Origin of the sequence: Nodosilinea sp. E11 (assembly GCF_032813545.1) — a bacterium.
In the GTDB taxonomy this organism is placed as follows: Bacteria; Cyanobacteriota; Cyanobacteriia; order Phormidesmidales; family Phormidesmidaceae; genus Nodosilinea.
The window spans coordinates 1,312,130-1,327,798 of the sequence record NZ_CP136520.1 but is presented as its reverse complement, the minus strand read 5'-3'; the positions used below and the strand labels follow the sequence as shown (position 1 = coordinate 1,327,798).

Annotated in this window: 13 protein-coding genes; 6 read left to right on the top strand and 7 right to left on the bottom strand. The window is 59.1% G+C overall.

Annotated features, from left to right (window positions below):
- Nucleotides 1–16: 16 nt before the first annotated feature.
- The 5 genes from RRF56_RS08255 to pdhA form a co-directional block, all read right to left on the bottom strand.
- Complete coding sequence (locus RRF56_RS08255) at nt 17–388, bottom strand: hypothetical protein (protein ID WP_317037161.1); 372 nt, start codon at nt 386–388, stop codon at nt 17–19.
- 17 nt (nt 389–405) lie between these two features.
- Nucleotides 406–1,386 carry a protein translocase subunit SecF gene (gene secF / locus RRF56_RS08250; protein WP_317037160.1) on the bottom strand — a complete coding sequence of 327 codons (981 nt, stop codon included), beginning with the start codon at nt 1,384–1,386 and terminating at the stop codon, nt 406–408.
- Between the two features lie 8 nt (nt 1,387–1,394).
- Nucleotides 1,395–2,813 (bottom strand): protein translocase subunit SecD, encoded by a 1,419-nt coding sequence (gene secD, locus RRF56_RS08245; protein ID WP_317037159.1) that lies wholly within the window; start codon nt 2,811–2,813, stop codon nt 1,395–1,397.
- Between the two features lie 117 nt (nt 2,814–2,930).
- Nucleotides 2,931–3,914, bottom strand: coding sequence for an alpha-ketoacid dehydrogenase subunit beta (locus RRF56_RS08240; protein WP_317037158.1), 984 nt, complete (start codon nt 3,912–3,914; stop codon nt 2,931–2,933).
- A gap of 203 nt (nt 3,915–4,117) precedes the next feature.
- Nucleotides 4,118–5,146, bottom strand: coding sequence for a pyruvate dehydrogenase (acetyl-transferring) E1 component subunit alpha (gene pdhA / locus RRF56_RS08235; RefSeq protein ID WP_317037157.1), 1,029 nt, complete (start codon nt 5,144–5,146; stop codon nt 4,118–4,120).
- 780 nt (nt 5,147–5,926) lie between these two features.
- Here pdhA and RRF56_RS08230 point away from each other — a divergent pair.
- The 6 genes from RRF56_RS08230 (at nt 5,927) to RRF56_RS08205 (ending at nt 13,815) form a co-directional block, all read left to right on the top strand.
- Complete coding sequence (locus tag RRF56_RS08230; RefSeq protein WP_317037156.1) at nt 5,927–8,554, top strand: IMS domain-containing protein; 2,628 nt, start codon at nt 5,927–5,929, stop codon at nt 8,552–8,554.
- A 230-nt stretch (nt 8,555–8,784) separates the two neighbouring features.
- Nucleotides 8,785–9,390, top strand: coding sequence for a DUF3038 domain-containing protein (locus RRF56_RS08225; RefSeq protein ID WP_317037155.1), 606 nt, complete (start codon nt 8,785–8,787; stop codon nt 9,388–9,390).
- The gene (locus RRF56_RS08220) at nt 9,387–10,778 is read left to right on the top strand and encodes a DUF4335 domain-containing protein (RefSeq protein ID WP_317037154.1); all 1,392 of its coding nucleotides are present in this window, start codon (nt 9,387–9,389) and stop codon (nt 10,776–10,778) included. Before RRF56_RS08225 ends, RRF56_RS08220 begins: the two co-directional genes overlap by 4 nt.
- 99 nt (nt 10,779–10,877) lie before the next feature.
- On the top strand, nt 10,878–11,918 hold the full coding sequence (locus RRF56_RS08215; RefSeq protein ID WP_317037153.1) for an OmpA family protein: 1,041 nt from the start codon (nt 10,878–10,880) through the stop codon (nt 11,916–11,918).
- Between the two features lie 4 nt (nt 11,919–11,922).
- Nucleotides 11,923–12,924: a methionyl-tRNA formyltransferase gene (gene fmt, locus RRF56_RS08210; protein ID WP_317037152.1), complete on the top strand. Its 1,002-nt coding sequence runs from the start codon at nt 11,923–11,925 to the stop codon at nt 12,922–12,924.
- Nucleotides 12,925–12,996: 72 nt separating this feature from the next.
- A complete protein-coding gene (locus RRF56_RS08205) occupies nt 12,997–13,815 on the top strand; it encodes a queuosine precursor transporter (protein WP_317037151.1) in 819 nt (272 codons plus the stop codon).
- Nucleotides 13,816–13,894: 79 nt separating this feature from the next.
- Here the strand turns inward: RRF56_RS08205 and RRF56_RS08200 are convergent, their stop codons facing one another.
- Entirely contained in the window at nt 13,895–15,103 is a 1,209-nt protein-coding gene (locus RRF56_RS08200) for an alpha/beta fold hydrolase (RefSeq protein ID WP_317037150.1), read from the bottom strand.
- Between the two features lie 47 nt (nt 15,104–15,150).
- Nucleotides 15,151–15,666: a nitrate reductase associated protein gene (locus RRF56_RS08195; protein WP_317037149.1), complete on the bottom strand. Its 516-nt coding sequence runs from the start codon at nt 15,664–15,666 to the stop codon at nt 15,151–15,153.
- Nucleotides 15,667–15,669: the final 3 nt, after the last annotated feature.

Below are 15,669 nucleotides of genomic sequence, written 5' to 3'. Positions count from 1 at the left end.
AATTGGTTGGGTTCAATCAGTCGCGATAGAGTTGTTGCCACAGGGGGTGAGATGGGCCTTGAGCTTCAATGCGGTGGTCTAGCCGCTCCAGTCGCTGCTGCTCGGCTTTAGTTAAACCAAACAGAATGTAGCGGCTTTCAGCAATCAATAGCGCCACAGTCAGCCCTACACAGAGCCCTAAACCCAAGGCGGCTAGGCGATTATAGGCCAGACCCAAACGCACTGCCGACCAGGTAAAGTATTGGCGCAGCAGGGCAATGTCGGGGCGCAGGCTCCAGAGGCTAAGGCTGCCGACAGTCAACCACAGCAATCCACTAATGACCCACCAGCGGCGCAGTATAATCACCCGCAGGCGTTCTAAACGTGAGCTATGGCTCAGTGAGGCCATGGACAACGTCCTTGTAATTAGCTAAAGCTCTCAGGCGGCGAGGTGTCGTCGGATGAGGCGAGGGCCATGTCTGTATAGGCCTGACCACTGCGCTCTCGCCACAGGGCGAGCAGCGAACTGGCCACAAAAATGCTGGAGTAAGCCCCGGCCAAAAAACCAATAATTAGCGCTAGGGCAAAATATTTTAGAGTTTGGCCGCCAAACACCACGATCGCCACTAGGGGTAGCACCGTGGTGAGGGAGGTATTGATCGATCGCCCCAGGGTTTGGTTAACGGCGCTGTCGACAATGTCGTTGATGTGGGTGCCAGGGTGCAGCTTGCTATTCTCGCGAATGCGATCGTAAATCACCACCGTGTCGTTCACTGAGAAGCCCACAATGGTCAGCAGCGACACAATAAATAGGCTATCGACCTCGACTCCCAGCACCAGACCCAGCACCGCGAACGCTCCTACGGTGATGGCTACATCGTGCAGCAGGGCTAGGATGGCCAGCAGTGCATAGTCAATCTTAAACCGCAGGCTGAGGTAGATCACAATGCCTGCAAAGGACACCAGCAGGGCTAGTAGGCCCGACGATAGAAGCTGCCGCCCAATCACCGGCCCCACCGAGTCAATCTGGGTTGAACTGGCGTCAAAGGGGCCAATGGCTTCGTCAAGGGCGCTTTGCAGGGTGGCCCGTTCCTCCACATCTAGGTTGCGGGTGCGAATTGAGAGCACCTGCTGATCTTGGCCCAAAATTTGCAGGCTGCTGGAGTCTAGCCCCTGTTGGCTGAGCACCTGGCGCACCTCGGTCAGATCAATTGGTTCGGTACAGGTCTCGCTGATGGTACAGGTGCGGCTGAGCTGTAGGCGGGTGCCGCCCACAAAGTCAAGGCCCGGATTCAGGGGTGCCCCGAACTGCTGCCACGACAGCGCCATGGCTACCAAACTAGCTAATACCAGCAGCCCCGATACGGCCCACCACAGACTTCGCTGCTGAATGATGTTGAGCTTCATGGTCACTCCTAGGGGCGAACGGTGGTTAAACCGGGGCAAAACAGATTTGGCCGCCGGAACTGGGGCAGGCTAATGGCCAAAAACAGCAGGGTACGACTACAGGTCAGGGCTGTAAACATGCTGATGATGACGCCAATGGCCAGAGTGAGGGCAAACCCTTTCACCAATCCAGCCCCAAAATAAAACAGTGCGAGGCATGAGATCAGCGTGGTCACATTGCTGTCTAAAATGCTGGAAAAGGCGCGATAAAACCCCGATTCTACTGACCGATACAGGGTTTTGCCCGATCGCAGCTCTTCGCGGGTGCGCTCAAAAATCAGCACGTTGGCATCGACGGCCATGCCAATACTGAGAATAAACCCGGCAATACCCGGCAGGGTGAGGGTCACCCCCAGCAGATTAAAGGCGGCCCAGGTGAGTAGGGCATAGATAACCAGCGACAAATCGGCCAGGATGCCCGGCAGGCGGTAGTACACCGCCATGAAAATTAGTACAAGCACCAGGCCAACAATGCCAGCGTAGAGGCTGCGCTGAATGCTATCGCGGCCCAAGGTAGGGCCAACGGTGCGGTTTTCAACCACTTCTACCGGCAGGGGCAGGGCACCGCCCCGCAGCTGAATTTCGAGGTCGCGGGCCGACTCGGCGGTAAAGTTGCCGGAAATCACCGCACTGCCGCCGGTAATACCGGTTTCAGCGTACTGCACGTTGACCGTAGGGGCGCTCAGCAGGCGGTTGTCGAGAAAGATGCCGATGCTGCGCCCGGTACCGGCAATGGCTCGACTGAGTTCGGCGAAGGCGTTGCCGCCCTGGTTATTGAACTGAATCACCACTTCCCAAAGAGTGCCGCTGGTGGGGCGGGCGATCGCATCGGTCAGCTGATCTCCTCCCAGGGTGCTGGGCTCAAACAGGTTGGCAATGGCGGCTTCACTACCGGCGATATCGGCCTGAAGCCGATCAATGCGGGCCTGGGTTTCAGCATCTACGGTTGTTTCTGAGGGCAGGGTAGCCTGAATTGCGGCCAACTCGCCCAGGTGACCTTGCAGCACCTGGTTTTCGATCGCGAGTTGCTGTTCGGTGCCCGCCCGTTGGGCACGGAACTCCAGCTGTGCTGTGCCCCCCAGCACCCGCTCTGCCTGCTGGGGGTCGCTAACGCCGGGCAGCTGTACCAGCAGCTGATTGTTGCCTAACTGCTGCACGATTGCCTCTGAGACGCCCAGGCCGTTGACGCGGCCCTCAACCACGGTTTGCACCGCCTCCATTTCCCGCTCGGTGATAGTGGGAATGGCCTCGGTGGGTTGCACCTGAATGGTGAGCTGAGAGCCGCCTCGCAGGTCTAACCCCAGTCGGGTGGGAATTTGGCTAATGATCACCACAGCGGCGATGGTGAGCGCCAAAATAACCCCTAGCCAAGCTCGATATTTTGCCATTGCGGTTTGCTGTGGTGTGAGTGCAGGTAAGGGATGGTCATCCCTCAAGAACATGAGAAGGGAACGGTTTATTCTCCAATTGAGCCATGGTGGGCAATGCCCACTCTACAGCTGACCCTAGACGTTAAGGGCGACCATGTTTTCGACGGCGGCCTCAATTTGTTTGGGTTGCACAATGGTCAATGTCTCTAGCTTACCGTTGTAGGGGGTGGGGATGTCTTGGGAAGACAGGCGCACTACCGGAGCATCGAGTTCGTCAAAGTAGCGATCGTTAATTGAGGCAATGATTTCGGCCCCAATGCCGCCGGTTTTCATGCATTCTTCGACGATAATCACGCGGTGGGTCTTTTTGATCGACGCGCCGATGGTGTCGAAGTCAAGGGGCTTGAGGGAGATGAGGTCAATCACCTCGGGGTCAATGCCTTTTTTCTCTAGGCCCTTCACCGCCTGGGTGACGTGGTGGCGCATGCGCGAGTAGGTGAGAATAGTGACGTCTTTGCCGGGGCGCACAATCTCGGCTTTGTCGAGGGGCACCACGTACTCGTGGTTGGGCAGATCTTCTTTCAGGTTGTAGAGCAGCACATGCTCAAAGAACAGCACCGGGTTGTCGTCGCGGATGGCGGCTTTAAGCAGTCCCTTGGCGTTGTAGGGGGTAGAGCAGGCCACGATCTTCAACCCCGGCACGGCCTGGAAGTAGGCCTCCAGGCGCTGAGAGTGCTCGGCTCCTAGCTGACGACCCACCCCCCCCGGCCCGCGAATCACCATAGGAATTTTGAAGTTGCCGCCGGAGGTGTAGCGCAACATGCCCGCATTGTTGGCAATTTGGTTAAAAGCCAGCAGCAAGAAGCCCATGTTCATGCCTTCGATGATCGGGCGCAGGCCGGTCATGGCGGCCCCGACAGCCATGCCGGTGAAGCTGTTTTCGGCGATCGGGGTGTCGAGCACGCGCAGCTCGCCGTATTTGTCATAAAGGTCTTTGGTGACTTTGTAAGAGCCGCCGTAGACGCCGACGTCTTCGCCCAGCACAAAGACGGTGTCGTCGCGGCCCATCTCTTCGTCGATGGCCTCGCGCAGGGCGTTGAATAGGAGAGTTTCTGCCATGGGTGGATGTGGGTGGGTAAATGAGTGGATGGGTGGGCGGGTGGATGGGCAAGCATCCGGTAGGGTGCATTCGCGGCCAGATAACTTAGGCGGCTCTCAAGCTCACAGCAAGCCGCAATGCACCGTTTCCAAGGACTGTAGGGTGGGCACTGCCCACCACGGCATCGGCCAGTTTTCAGGGAAATACCCTGGTGCTAGGTCGATCAATCCTCAGCGAAGATATATTTATAGAGATCGTCGGGGCTGGGCTCGGGGCTGTCTTCAGCAAAGGTGAGGGCGTCGTCGATGCGGGTTTGGATGCGATCGCGAATTTCCTTCAGTGCCCCCTCGTCGACCAGGCTGTGTTCAAGCAGGTAAGCCTCAAACCGCTTGATCGGGTCACGGGCTAGCCAAGCTTCTTTTTCGGCTTTCGATCGCAGCTCGTCAGGGTCAGCCAAACTGTGGCCTCTAAAGCGGTAGGTGAGGGCCTCGATCAGGGTAGGACCTTCTCCGGCTCGGGCTCGGGCTACAGCTTCCTGGGCTACGGCGCGTACCGCCATCACATCCATGCCGTCGACTTCAACCCCAGGCATACCAAACACCGCCGCCTTTTTGTAAATTTCGGGCTGGGAGGTGGCCCGCTCATGGGCCATGCCGATCGCCCACTTGTTGTTTTCCACCACAAATAAGATCGGTAGCTTCCACAGGGCGGCCATGTTTAGGCACTCAAAGAACTGACCGTTGTTGGTGGTGCCATCACCAAAGAAGCAGGCGGTTACCTGGTCGGCACTGGGGTCCTTCAGGGCATCTTTGCGGTAGCGCGACTGAAATGCAGCTCCCAGCGCCACAGGAATCCCTTCGCCAATGAATGCGAACCCCCCTAGGAGGTTGTGCTCACTAGAAAATAGGTGCATGGAGCCACCCCGCCCCCGGCTACAGCCGGTCTCTTTGCCAAACAGCTCCGCCATGACATTCTGCGCGGGCACCCCGGCACTGAGCGCATGCACGTGGTCACGGTAGGTACTGCACACATAGTCGTCGGAGCGCAGGGCCTTGATTACCCCAGTCGAAACCGCTTCCTGACCGTTATAGAGGTGTACAAACCCAAACATTTTGCCCCGGTAGTACATCTCGGCGCACTTATCCTCGAAATAGCGCCCTAGAATCATGTCTTCGTAGAGCACCAGACCCTCATCCGCAGTAATTTGGGCCGCTGGAGCCTGAAATTGGGGCAATGTCCGTTCTTGAACCATGGGTTTGCTGGGTCCTACGCCGCGATGTCCAACATTTGACTATACCGAAAAGTATCCCCGCTGGGCAGGGGCCGAGGCAGATACGCTCTCCATCATACCGAGTGGGTTGCTTCGCAACGGTGTTCGGCATAGCGGTGGGATAAGCATACTCCGGTCCCCTAGGTCCCATATTAAGGAGCCGTACTTTTATGCGATCGATTATGGATAGCCTACGGGGAGAAACATCAATCATGGGCCGCCAGCACCGGCCCGATCTTGACTCAATCTTTGCATTGCGCTGAATGGGCATTTTCCATTTTTCTTAGAGCGACGTTTCGAAAGATTGCTGTTGTTGGCGGGGCGCTGTAACCGTCTAAAGGCCCTGGTAAAGCTGGATGTGGCCCTCAGGGAGGTTCCCGTAGCTAGTCAAGGGCGGGATTACCTCTGGCAGTGGCGGCGGGCATGTGTTATAAACTTCACCTTTGCTCTGATTTTGGGGCAAACGCGATAGGGTGTAGCTATTTACCCAAGGCCTCGGAGCCTGGGGCTATTGCCGGTGGCACAGCTAAGCAAATGTCAGGGTTAAACACGACGTATAGGGTGAACAGGGCTAAAGGCGACCAGGGAGGTGGCACAGTGGTTGGGGACAAAGGTTGGGGGCAACGACTGGTTAGGGCAAAAGCGCTTGAAGACAGCGGGTGCTCTAAGGTTGCAGTTATTAAAAGTTCAATGGGTTGAGCAGTCCGCAACAAATCTTTTTGGATACCATTTCGAGTGAATTCGCCGTTGGGGATGTGAGCTGTGCAAATTCCGTTAGACTACTACCGAATTCTGGGGTTGCCCATTCAGGCGACCGCTGACCAGCTAAAGCAGGCCCACCGCGATCGGGGCTTGCAGCTGCCCCGGCGCGAATTCTCTACCGCCGCCATTGAGGCTCGTAAGCAGCTCATCGATGATGCTTACAGCGTTTTATCTAACCCCGATCGCCGCCGCGACTACGACAGTAAGTTTCTCGCCAGCGCCTACACCGTCGATATGGCCCCCGAGCCGTTGCTAGAAGCACGGAATTCGGGCCTGGAGGTGAGCGCCGATTTGGGGGAGGCCGCGCTCCGGTCGCTGGCCACCGAACCCGGCGGTAGCGAAGCTCAAAGCTCAAAAATTGAGATTGAGAGCGATCAACTGGTTGGGGCCTTGCTGCTGCTGCTCGAATTAGGAGAATACGAGCAGGTGCTTCAGCTGGGGCAACCTCAGCTCAGCAACCCCTATGCCAGTGCCGATGGGGGTATGCCCCCCCCGGACTCCGCTCAAGCTGACGTAGTGCTCACCCTGGCCCTGGCCTGTCTAGAACTAGGGCGCGAGCAGTGGCAGCAGCGCCAGTACGAAGTTGCCGCCGAATCGCTCCAAACCGGCCATGAACTGCTGGCCCGTGGCAACCATTTTCCCAATCTGCGGGCCGAAATTCAAACCGAACTGTATAAGCTGCGCCCTTACCGTGTCCTAGAACTGCTGGCTCGTCCCCTCGACCAAACTCGCGAACGCCGCCAGGGCATTAAGCTGCTCAAGGCCATGCTTGAGGACCGGGGCGGCATTGAGGGTACTGAAGACGATCTCTCTGGGCTTGCGATCGATGACTTTTTGCGGTTTATTCAGCAGCTGCGCGACTACCTCACTGCCTCTGAACAGCAGGAGCTGTTTGAGCACGAAGCTCGTCGGCCCTCTCCGGTGGCCACCTACCTAACGGTCTATGCGCTGCTAGCGCGGGGCTTTGCCCGCCACCAGCCCGCCTTGGTGCGCCGCGCCAAACAGCTGTTGCTCCGCCTCGGTGCCCAGCAGGATGTGCACCTAGAGCAGGCGGTGTGTGCCCTGCTCTTAGGCCAAACTGAGGAGGCCAACCGCGCCTTGGAAATGAGCCAGGAGTACGAACCTCTGGCGTACATCCGCGAGCACTCTCGCCAGTCGCCCGACCTACTGCCGGGGTTGTGCCTCTATGCCGAGCGCTGGCTGAAGGACGAGCTATTTCCCCACTTTCGCGACTTCAAAAACCAGGAGGCCACCCTCAAGGACTACTTTGCCGACGCCCAAGTGCAGGCCTACCTCGAAACCATGCCCACTGGCCCGACGGAGGCCCGCTCACCCCAGTTTCCGGCCACTGCTACCGCCCCACCAGGGACAGATCAATACGCTAACGTTCACTATTCAGATGACCAGTACTCAGAGACTCGCTATGCAGACGGCCAGTACTTAGGCCCTCAGTATTCCGGCACCCAGTATTCCAGCGCTCAGGTGCCGACTATTGAGGGGTCGTTGCCCATTGGTGCACCCACTATGCCCTCTCCTCCTGCCTCCCGTCGGGATGAGGGTCCCAATCAGCGTTCTAAGGCCTCCTATGGCAATGGCAGCAATGGCTATAACGGGAATGGCTATACCTCCTCTGCCGATGCTGCCCCAAGCCACAACGGCAACGGCAACGGTCGCCTAGGGCCGGCAGCTCTACAAGATGAGCAAGCTGATCCCACTCCCCCCGATTTTCGTCGTGCCGCGCTACACGACGAAAATCTATCGGTGGCCGAGCGGGTGGCCCAACTCTCGCCCGAAGGTAAGATGGCCGGGGCGGGCATAGCTCGTGATGCTGACTCCAAGCGCGAGGCTCCCAAGCGCGGGGCTCTCAAGCGCGAGGTCTCTAAGCGTGAAGTCTCTAAGCGGGGAGCCCCTAAGCCATCAGACAGAGCAGCGGCGCCTCGGGAGCGGCGTGCTTCTGCCTCAGACCCTGGAACGCTAGCCCCAGGACAGGCGTTCTCGTCCGAAAATGCTGAGCTTCGCCGCGATCGCCCCGCTGCGCCCCGCTGGGGGCGGCTGGCCTTAGTGGGATTGGCTGGCATAGTAGGCGTAGGAATTTTGGGGTTTGGCACCATGCGCGCCCTAGGTTGGGTCGCCGGTGTTTTTAGTGGTCCTCGCATTTCGGGTCAGCCCTTGGCTATCCGCCTCGATCAGCCTGCTTTTGAGATTCCTGATGCCCCACCCGCTCCCACCGAAATTGGGGTTAACGACATGGCGGGCCGCGTGATCAACGAATGGTTGGAGATCAAGCGCGGAGCCTTGGGCGAAAGCTACCAGGGCGATCGCCTTGACGATATTTTGTTAGAGCCGGTGCTGACCCAGTGGCGTCGCCGGGCCGATGCTGCTGCTGCCGAGAGCTGGTACTGGGAGTATGAGCACACCGTTGAAATCGAGTCGGTTAGCCCTGACGACCCCACCGCTGACCAGCTCCAGGCCATTGCCCTGGTGTCTGAGCAGGCCCGGCTGTTTGAATTTGGAGTCGAAAACACCAGCGCCGCCTACAATGACACCTTGAGAATGCAGTATGACCTGGTGCGCCAAGATGGCAAATGGTTTGTGCAGGGCATGAGCAAGCTAGCCGACGCCAACTAGATCTGCCTTCTTCTGCCGGTGATAGGGCTGTTGGTAATTAGGGCAAAGTACAAGCCATGGGGATAACCCCATTTCCTCAACGTTTACCTGGCTGCTAAAGCCCTAACCCTAGCTTCCCTGGCTAGAACTCTCAACGCCTATCCCGCACGCTGTGGTTCGGCAATTTCTCCGGACAGGCAGGCGGTAACTGTGTTTTGATAGAATGCTGTTCGTATTAACCCCAGAGCTGAATGCCAGTAGATAGCCCGCCCGCTCCCCAGCCGCCCCTAGTGCTCGACACCCTTGCCAACCCAGGGCTGCCCAGCGATGAATGCCCTCGTCGGGCGCGCATTCAGCTTGACCTGCTGTTGCTGGCCATTGAAGCCCTTGACTTGGTTGGCGGTGAAGCCATGCTGACCACAGCCCACGACCTAGGCCTCAACGGGTTGGTCCGGGGGCGTGTGCATCTGTGGCTGCTGCGAGGCACCAATCCTATGCGCCGTTACAGTCAGCGTCGCCCCCTAGACCTCGAAGAGGCTAAAGCCCTCGTGATCATCATTTGCACCCTGGCGCGACGGTTGACGGTGCTGGTGCGGCAACTGCTGCTGGGCTACCAACAGCTCACCGACAAACAGCTGTCGCCCGACCACCACTTTCGTTTAGCCGATTACCTGATCCGCTTTCGTAGCCACTTTCGCGCCCGCATGAACCCCCGTCGGGCTGGGGTGATTGCCTACAGCTCTGACGAAAAACTTGATGAGCTGGCCATTCAGCTATTGCATCAACTGCTGCTGTGCTCTGGGGTGCTTGGCCCCCAGCGCCTGTGGAGTAGCCTGTTTGACGGAGAAGTATCATGACCGTTCAACGGCAATATACCTTGCCCCATTGCAACCTCATTTTGGAGGGATTAAGCACCGACGCCAACGACCCACTGTCGCCTCTGGCTGTGCTGATGAATGCTGAATGTCACCTGCCCGGAGCCACTGATGCCACCCTCACAGGGGGACGAGAATTTTTAGATAGTCTGGTGGCAGCGGTCAGTCGCTATGGCCAGCAGCAGCTCAGTGGTGTGCCCTATCCCTCAACAGCAGGGAATCCCCCATCAATGGTTGAGGTGAAACCGGGCGAAGGCCCCTACCATCACTTGATTGTGCAGCAGCAGCCCCTGGGCGAACCCGTCAGCGATATCAACGCTCAGCTGCCGCTCGATATCAAGCTGAGCACGGTGCAGTTTTATGACCTGATGGAAGCGGTCGACCAACTCCTAGCCGATTCGCAGACCTTGCCCGACTTGAACGCCCAGTTTCAGGCGGTTTCGCGGCGGCTGGTGCAGCCCACCGAACCGATCGCCCAACGGGCCGCCCCGGCTGCCCTAGGTGCTGCGGCCTTGGTCGCCGCCGGTCTGGCCCTGTTCTTTGTGCCCCTACCTGAGTTTGAACCCACACGTCCAGAGTCGGAGTCGTCGCCCCCGGCAGAATCAAGTACTAATCCCCTGGAGACCAATCCGGGGGCCAATGGTGAGAACAATGCCCCAGCCGCGCTGGCTGCTGAAGGTGGTGATTTAGACCAGCTAGAGAATGCGCCTGCGATTACTGATGCGGCCACGATCGCCCTGCTTCAGGCCGACCTGACCACGCGTCTGCAAACTGCCTGGGCCGATGCCCCTCGCCCCAGTGGCGATTTGGTCTATCGCACGGTGGTTTCAGAAGACGGCGATATCTTGGGTTACAAGTACGAAAATGACCTGGCCCTAGCGGAGGTCGAAAATACTCCTTTCCCTGAGCTTACCTTTGTGCCGGTGGCTAGTGCCGCGCCGGTGCAAGAGCGGGTAGCCCAGTTTATTGCCACCTTTACCCCCACCGGGGAGGTGGTGGTGGAACCCACAGCAACCGCTTCAACCTCTGCTACGGCTGCAACCTCTGAAACGCTTCCCGCTCTGGGCGATCGGGTGACTGATGGCGATCGCATTCGAGCCTTAAATAGCACCCTCTACGACAGCATTTTGGCTGAGCTAGAGCCGCTATCGGCCAACGAAGCCCTGCGGTTTCGCGTGCGCTTAACCGAGTCGGGCGAGGTGGTGGGCTACGAGCCGGTCAACGCTGCTGCTCGTCTAATGGCAGCAGAAACTCCGCTGCCGGGGTTGGTGACCGCAGCCAATAGCACCGCCGATCAGGCCGATTTTCAGGTGGTGTTTACCGAGCGGGGCGTGCTGGAAGTGAGCCCCTGGGACGGTTGGCCCCAATAGGGTTGGCCTCCATAGTGCTGGCCCAAACCCGTCTTTCCCAGCAGCTCCGCTGTCTCTGCCCCAGTGATGCTGGTCTACTGTTTCGAGTCCGTTTGCGTCATGGCTGATTCTCCTGACCTGCCGCCTCTGTCGCCTGACCCCGCCCCGGCGGCTCCCCGCCCCGTAGCCCCCGCCCCGCCCCCCAGGCCCGGCTCTGGCCTTGGCCGTGGGGTGAGCACGCTATGGACTCTGCTGCTGCGCCTGCTTATTTTGGGCGCAGGGGTGAGTCTGGGTTGGCTAACGGGGATGCTGATCGCTCAAGTTTTACCCTCACGCAACCCTAACCCGCCGCTGACAGAAGTGGCCCTGCGCCACAGTAGCCAGACGGTCCGCAAGCTGCGGCAGCTGCCGCGCTGGTGGCAAGGGGGCGGCAGTTTGGCGGCGGGTGAGCAGGTCTCTGCCCTTGAGTCTGTCCCCCTAGAGGCCGGTGAAGCGCCGGGAGCAGTGGGAACCAACCAGCCCAACCCACCATCGGCCGAGGGCGATCGCGATCGCCTTCAAGACGACCTCAGCCGCCTAGAGCAAGACCTGGCCAGCCTCAATGCCCGTTTGGGAGCCTTAGAGACTACTCTAGGCTCGACCGACGGCAGCCTAGAAGAGCGTGTGCAGCAGCTCAACCAGCGCCTGAGCACCAGCCCCGAGCCTGGCCCCACCGCTGCTGACGAACCGCCTGAAGCCCCTTCTCCGGCAGAGGCAGAGGCCAGCGGGACGCGATCGCCCTACCAAGAGCCGCGCTTTCCGCTAGTCAGCGATCGCATTGTGTTACCTAGCGCCCTGCTGTTTGTGCCGGGTAGCAGCACCCTCACCCCAGCGGGTCAGCAATTGCTCGACAGCATTGCCTCTGACCTGCGCCGTTATGGGGCCGTTACGCTGCTGGTGGGTAGCCACACCGATGGGCTTGCTGAGGGTGACCAGGCCAGCCAGCTTACCCTTCAGCAGTCTTTGGCGGTGCAGCAGCACCTAGCCCCCGAGCTCGATGGCGAAGGCATTCGTTGGGTGGCCTTGGGCTATGGCCAGACCAGACCCAGCGCCGGGGGCAGCACCCCCAGCAGCCAGCAGCGCAACCAGCGTGTCGAAATTGGCATTGTGCCCAGGAACTGAATCTATGCGACTGATATTTTTGGGGACGCCCCAGTTTGCCGTACCCAGTCTCCAGCGGCTGCTGGCCGAGCCAGACTTTGAGGTGGCAGCGGTGGTTACCCAGCCCGATCGCCGCCGAGGCCGGGGCAACCAGGTTGAGGCGTCGCCGGTCAAGCAAGTGGCCGTGGCCGCCAACTGCCCGGTGCTGCAACCCCACCGCATCAAAAAAGATCAGGCTACCCTGGAGGCGTTAGAGGCCGTGCAGGCCGATGCCTTTGTGGTGGTGGCCTACGGGCAACTGCTCTCCCAGCGCATTCTCGACTTGCCCCGCCTGGGCTGCATCAATGGCCACGGCTCGCTTTTGCCTGCCTACCGGGGGGCTGCACCGATTCAGTGGTCCATCGTCAACGGCGATACTGTCACCGGCATGACCACCATGCAGATGAACCTGGGTATGGATACCGGCCCCATGCTGCTCAAGTCATCTTTGCCCATTGGCCTATTCGATACAGCGGTCGAGGTGGCCGATGGCCTGGCTCAGCAGTGTGCTGATCTGCTGGTAGACACCCTAGACGGATTGCAATCCGGTAAGCTCAGCCCTCAGCCCCAGGATGAAGCGCTGGCGACCTATGCGCCGCTGATTCAAAAAGCAGATTTTGAGCTGGATTGGAAAAAACCGGCGATCGCGTTACACAATCAGGTGCGCGGCTTTTATCCCAACTGCGTTACCAGCTTTCGCGGTCAGCCCCTCAAGGTCATGGCCACGGCTCCCCTAGGCGACCCCTACTGGGCGGCGTTGCCTCCAGAGCTAGCTGCACTGCAAGCAGGCGTGGCGACGATGGCGACCGAGGCCACCCAAAGCTGCCCCGGTACCGTGGTGGGCCTAATTAAGGGCCAGGGGCCTGTGGTGCAAACCGGTGAGGGGCTATTGCTGCTGCGCCAGGTCAAACCCAGCGGTAAGCAGGCCCAGTCTGGGGCCGATTTTGTCAACGGCAGCCGCTTAGAGGTAAACGAATCTCTGGGTTAGACCGCCGCGCTCCAAACTCTGTTGGTAAGCTGGGGTGGATCTGTCAATCTTTCCACAGAGAGAAATTCACCGATGAAAACAGAGCCCTTAGCCTCTACGGCGGTGTATGGCCCAGTGCCAGAGCAGTTGCAAAACCGCCGCGAGATCGTGTTTTTAGTGCTGTCTGGGCTGTTTCTCGGCACCCTGGGCATGCTCAACATTCTCGGCATTAGCCGGTTTGTTAACGTGTTTACCTGGGGCGATTTTGCCGTCACCGTAGCGGTGGGGGTGCTGCCCTATCCCCTGACTTTTCTCTGCACCGACCTCATTTCAGAACTCTACGGCAAACAGCGGGCCAACCAGGTGGTGTGGGTCGGGCTGCTGCTGAACCTGTGGGTGCTGTTGATCGTTTGGCTGGGGGGCGTGCTACCGGGGTTTGAGGCCACTGACCCAGCTACTGGCGAACTGGTGCGCGATGCCGCCGGGCGGCTACCGGTGTTTTTTGAAATTCGCAGTCTCACCTTTGGGGCGGTGGCCGCCTCGATGATGGCCTATATGGCCGCCCAGTTTGTCGATGTCTACCTATTTCACTTTTGGAAAGAGTTGACCAACGGCAAGCACCTGTGGCTGCGCAACAACGGCTCTACCCTGATTAGCCAACTGGTCGATACCACTGCCGTCGTGCTGATTACCCACTTTCTCGCTGGAGCGCTACCCCTCGAAGCAGATCAGGAGCTATGGCCGCAGCTGATTCGGTTTATCGGCTACGGCTATGTGTTTAAGCTGGTGGCGGCGCTCCTCGACACAGGGCCGTTTTATCTGTGTGTGTTTTGGCTGTCCAGCTACCTGGGGCTAGAGTCTCCGGTCCCAAAGCCAAAGCGCCCTCGGCTCAGGAGCCGGGAGCAGCGTTGACAAAGCCGTGAGCGCTCATGTCACCCATCTCATCTCATCCCAAATTCTGCCCCGCTAAATTGGGGTAACCAAGCAGGATTTAGGATTGGGCGGCGATCGGGGGTACCGCCGGTAGGTCTGGGGCTGGCGTGATCTCCGCTAAACTGCTGCCCTTGAACTGGGTTTGGCTCAAAAACCGAAACGTCTCTTGATACATCGGTTGCCAGTAGTCGTTGCTCATGTTTTGGCTAATCTCTAGCGGGTCAACCATGGGGTGGGGTACCAGGGCCTCGCTGGGGAAGGTGTGTAGGAAGTGGTTGTCGTAGCGCTTAAAGATGGAGGCTCGGCCTAGGGACTGGTTAAACCGTTGATTGGTCTGCAGGTCAGCGGCATCTTCGTTTTCGGTCAAAAGCATCAGCGTGGGTAGGGGGCGCAGGGCCGAAATCTGCTCGCTTCTGCGGACAAAGGCTCCAAACCGGTTGGCGGCAGTAAAGCAGCCTAGGGGAAACCGCAGTTCATCCCAGCCAAATTCTTTGACATCGAGGGGGCCGGCCAGGTTGATGTAGCGCTTGCGAGTCTCTCCGCCGTAGACTTCAAGCAGGGGTGCAAAGGCTACTACCTTGGTCACCCGCTGCGGGTTTTTGGCGGCCAGGGCCAGGGCCACGGCTCCCCCTACCGATAGCCCCACGGTATAAATTGGCCCCGGTAGGGCCTCTAGCTCGGCGAGACGAGCCTGGGCGTCGCTGAGGTAGTCTAAATGCGATGAGACAAAATAGCGGTCAAAGTCGGGGTCGTTGTCTGTTTCGATGGCGGCAATGATATCGAGCAGTCGAGGTTCTAGCTTGCGTAGGCGGGCCATGAGCCCCACCATTTGTACCGGAGTGGGGGTGGCTGCGCCGACATCGTCGGCGATCGCAACATTGGCCAAAAAGTGTTGCAGTACCGGATCAGCGCTAACTTTCTGGCGTAACGGCACGAGAATTTCGGGCTTGAGATCGACTTGGGGCCAATACCGATCGGGCAGCTTGTAGGTATGGCCTGCCAGCGTGGCTTGGTATACGTTAAACCCGTTGCCAAACAAATAGTCGGCTAAGCGCGACATCTGGTGAGGTTTGGCGCTAAAGCCATGGAACATCAGCACTGTGCCCTGAATGGGGGTGCCCGCCTTATGAAACAGGTAGTAAGGAAAGGCACCCTCGCGCCGGTCGGGGTTGCTGGCAATGGTGTTGACGTAGGTATCTATGCGCTGCTGGGTTTGCTGAAGCTGCTGGGCGGTGGGAGCGATGGGGCGAGTTAGCTGAGTCACCATGGCGCTAAGGGGGATAGAGGCTGCTATGGCCATTATGGCTGATGGGTTCAGTGACGCTGCTGGGGAGTCGTGGGCCGCGATGCCAGCCCGAATTCGGTCAGGGTGGCTGCAAAGTTGCGGTTTTCGTGGCCGGGACGGCTGAGCTTGATCAGCGCAAAGCGTTGTAGGGGACTCAGCGATCGCCACTGCTCTAGGGCGATCGCCACCCCTAGCAAGGCCGCCTGGGCTTGCACCTCAGCGGGCATAGCGGCCCCGTTATGCCAGGGCGGAGCGGGGTCAACCGCTAGGGTCGAGGCCGGGGTGCCCTGTACCTGCTGCACTAGGGTTTGCACGGCGGTGGTGTAGGCGCTAGCCGTGGGGCCATCGTGGCAGGGAAGCTGGGTCAGGCGCTGGCGATCGCCTTCACTAAAGCGATGCCAATGCTCTAGCTTGAGCTTGACGCCGCAGGTGTCGAGCTTCAGCCGTACCTGCATGGGAATGCAGCGCAGTGAGTTTACAAAGTCGGCCTCAAACTGAAAAAAGGTATTGTCGGAGCCGGAGTGAGCCGGGGGCATCGCATCCATAGT

Coding starts and splice junctions, on each gene's coding strand:
- RRF56_RS08255 (WP_317037161.1), bottom strand. CDS start 388: ATGGCCTCACTGAGCCATAGCTCACGTTTAGAACGCCTGCGGGTGATT.
- secF (WP_317037160.1), bottom strand. CDS start 1,386: ATGAAGCTCAACATCATTCAGCAGCGAAGTCTGTGGTGGGCCGTATCG.
- secD (WP_317037159.1), bottom strand. CDS start 2,813: ATGGCAAAATATCGAGCTTGGCTAGGGGTTATTTTGGCGCTCACCATC.
- RRF56_RS08240 (WP_317037158.1), bottom strand. CDS start 3,914: ATGGCAGAAACTCTCCTATTCAACGCCCTGCGCGAGGCCATCGACGAA.
- pdhA (WP_317037157.1), bottom strand. CDS start 5,146: ATGGTTCAAGAACGGACATTGCCCCAATTTCAGGCTCCAGCGGCCCAA.
- RRF56_RS08225 (WP_317037155.1), top strand. CDS start 8,785: ATGCCAGTAGATAGCCCGCCCGCTCCCCAGCCGCCCCTAGTGCTCGAC.
- RRF56_RS08220 (WP_317037154.1), top strand. CDS start 9,387: ATGACCGTTCAACGGCAATATACCTTGCCCCATTGCAACCTCATTTTG.
- RRF56_RS08215 (WP_317037153.1), top strand. CDS start 10,878: ATGGCTGATTCTCCTGACCTGCCGCCTCTGTCGCCTGACCCCGCCCCG.
- fmt (WP_317037152.1), top strand. CDS start 11,923: ATGCGACTGATATTTTTGGGGACGCCCCAGTTTGCCGTACCCAGTCTC.
- RRF56_RS08205 (WP_317037151.1), top strand. CDS start 12,997: ATGAAAACAGAGCCCTTAGCCTCTACGGCGGTGTATGGCCCAGTGCCA.
- RRF56_RS08200 (WP_317037150.1), bottom strand. CDS start 15,103: ATGGTGACTCAGCTAACTCGCCCCATCGCTCCCACCGCCCAGCAGCTT.
- RRF56_RS08195 (WP_317037149.1), bottom strand. CDS start 15,666: ATGGATGCGATGCCCCCGGCTCACTCCGGCTCCGACAATACCTTTTTT.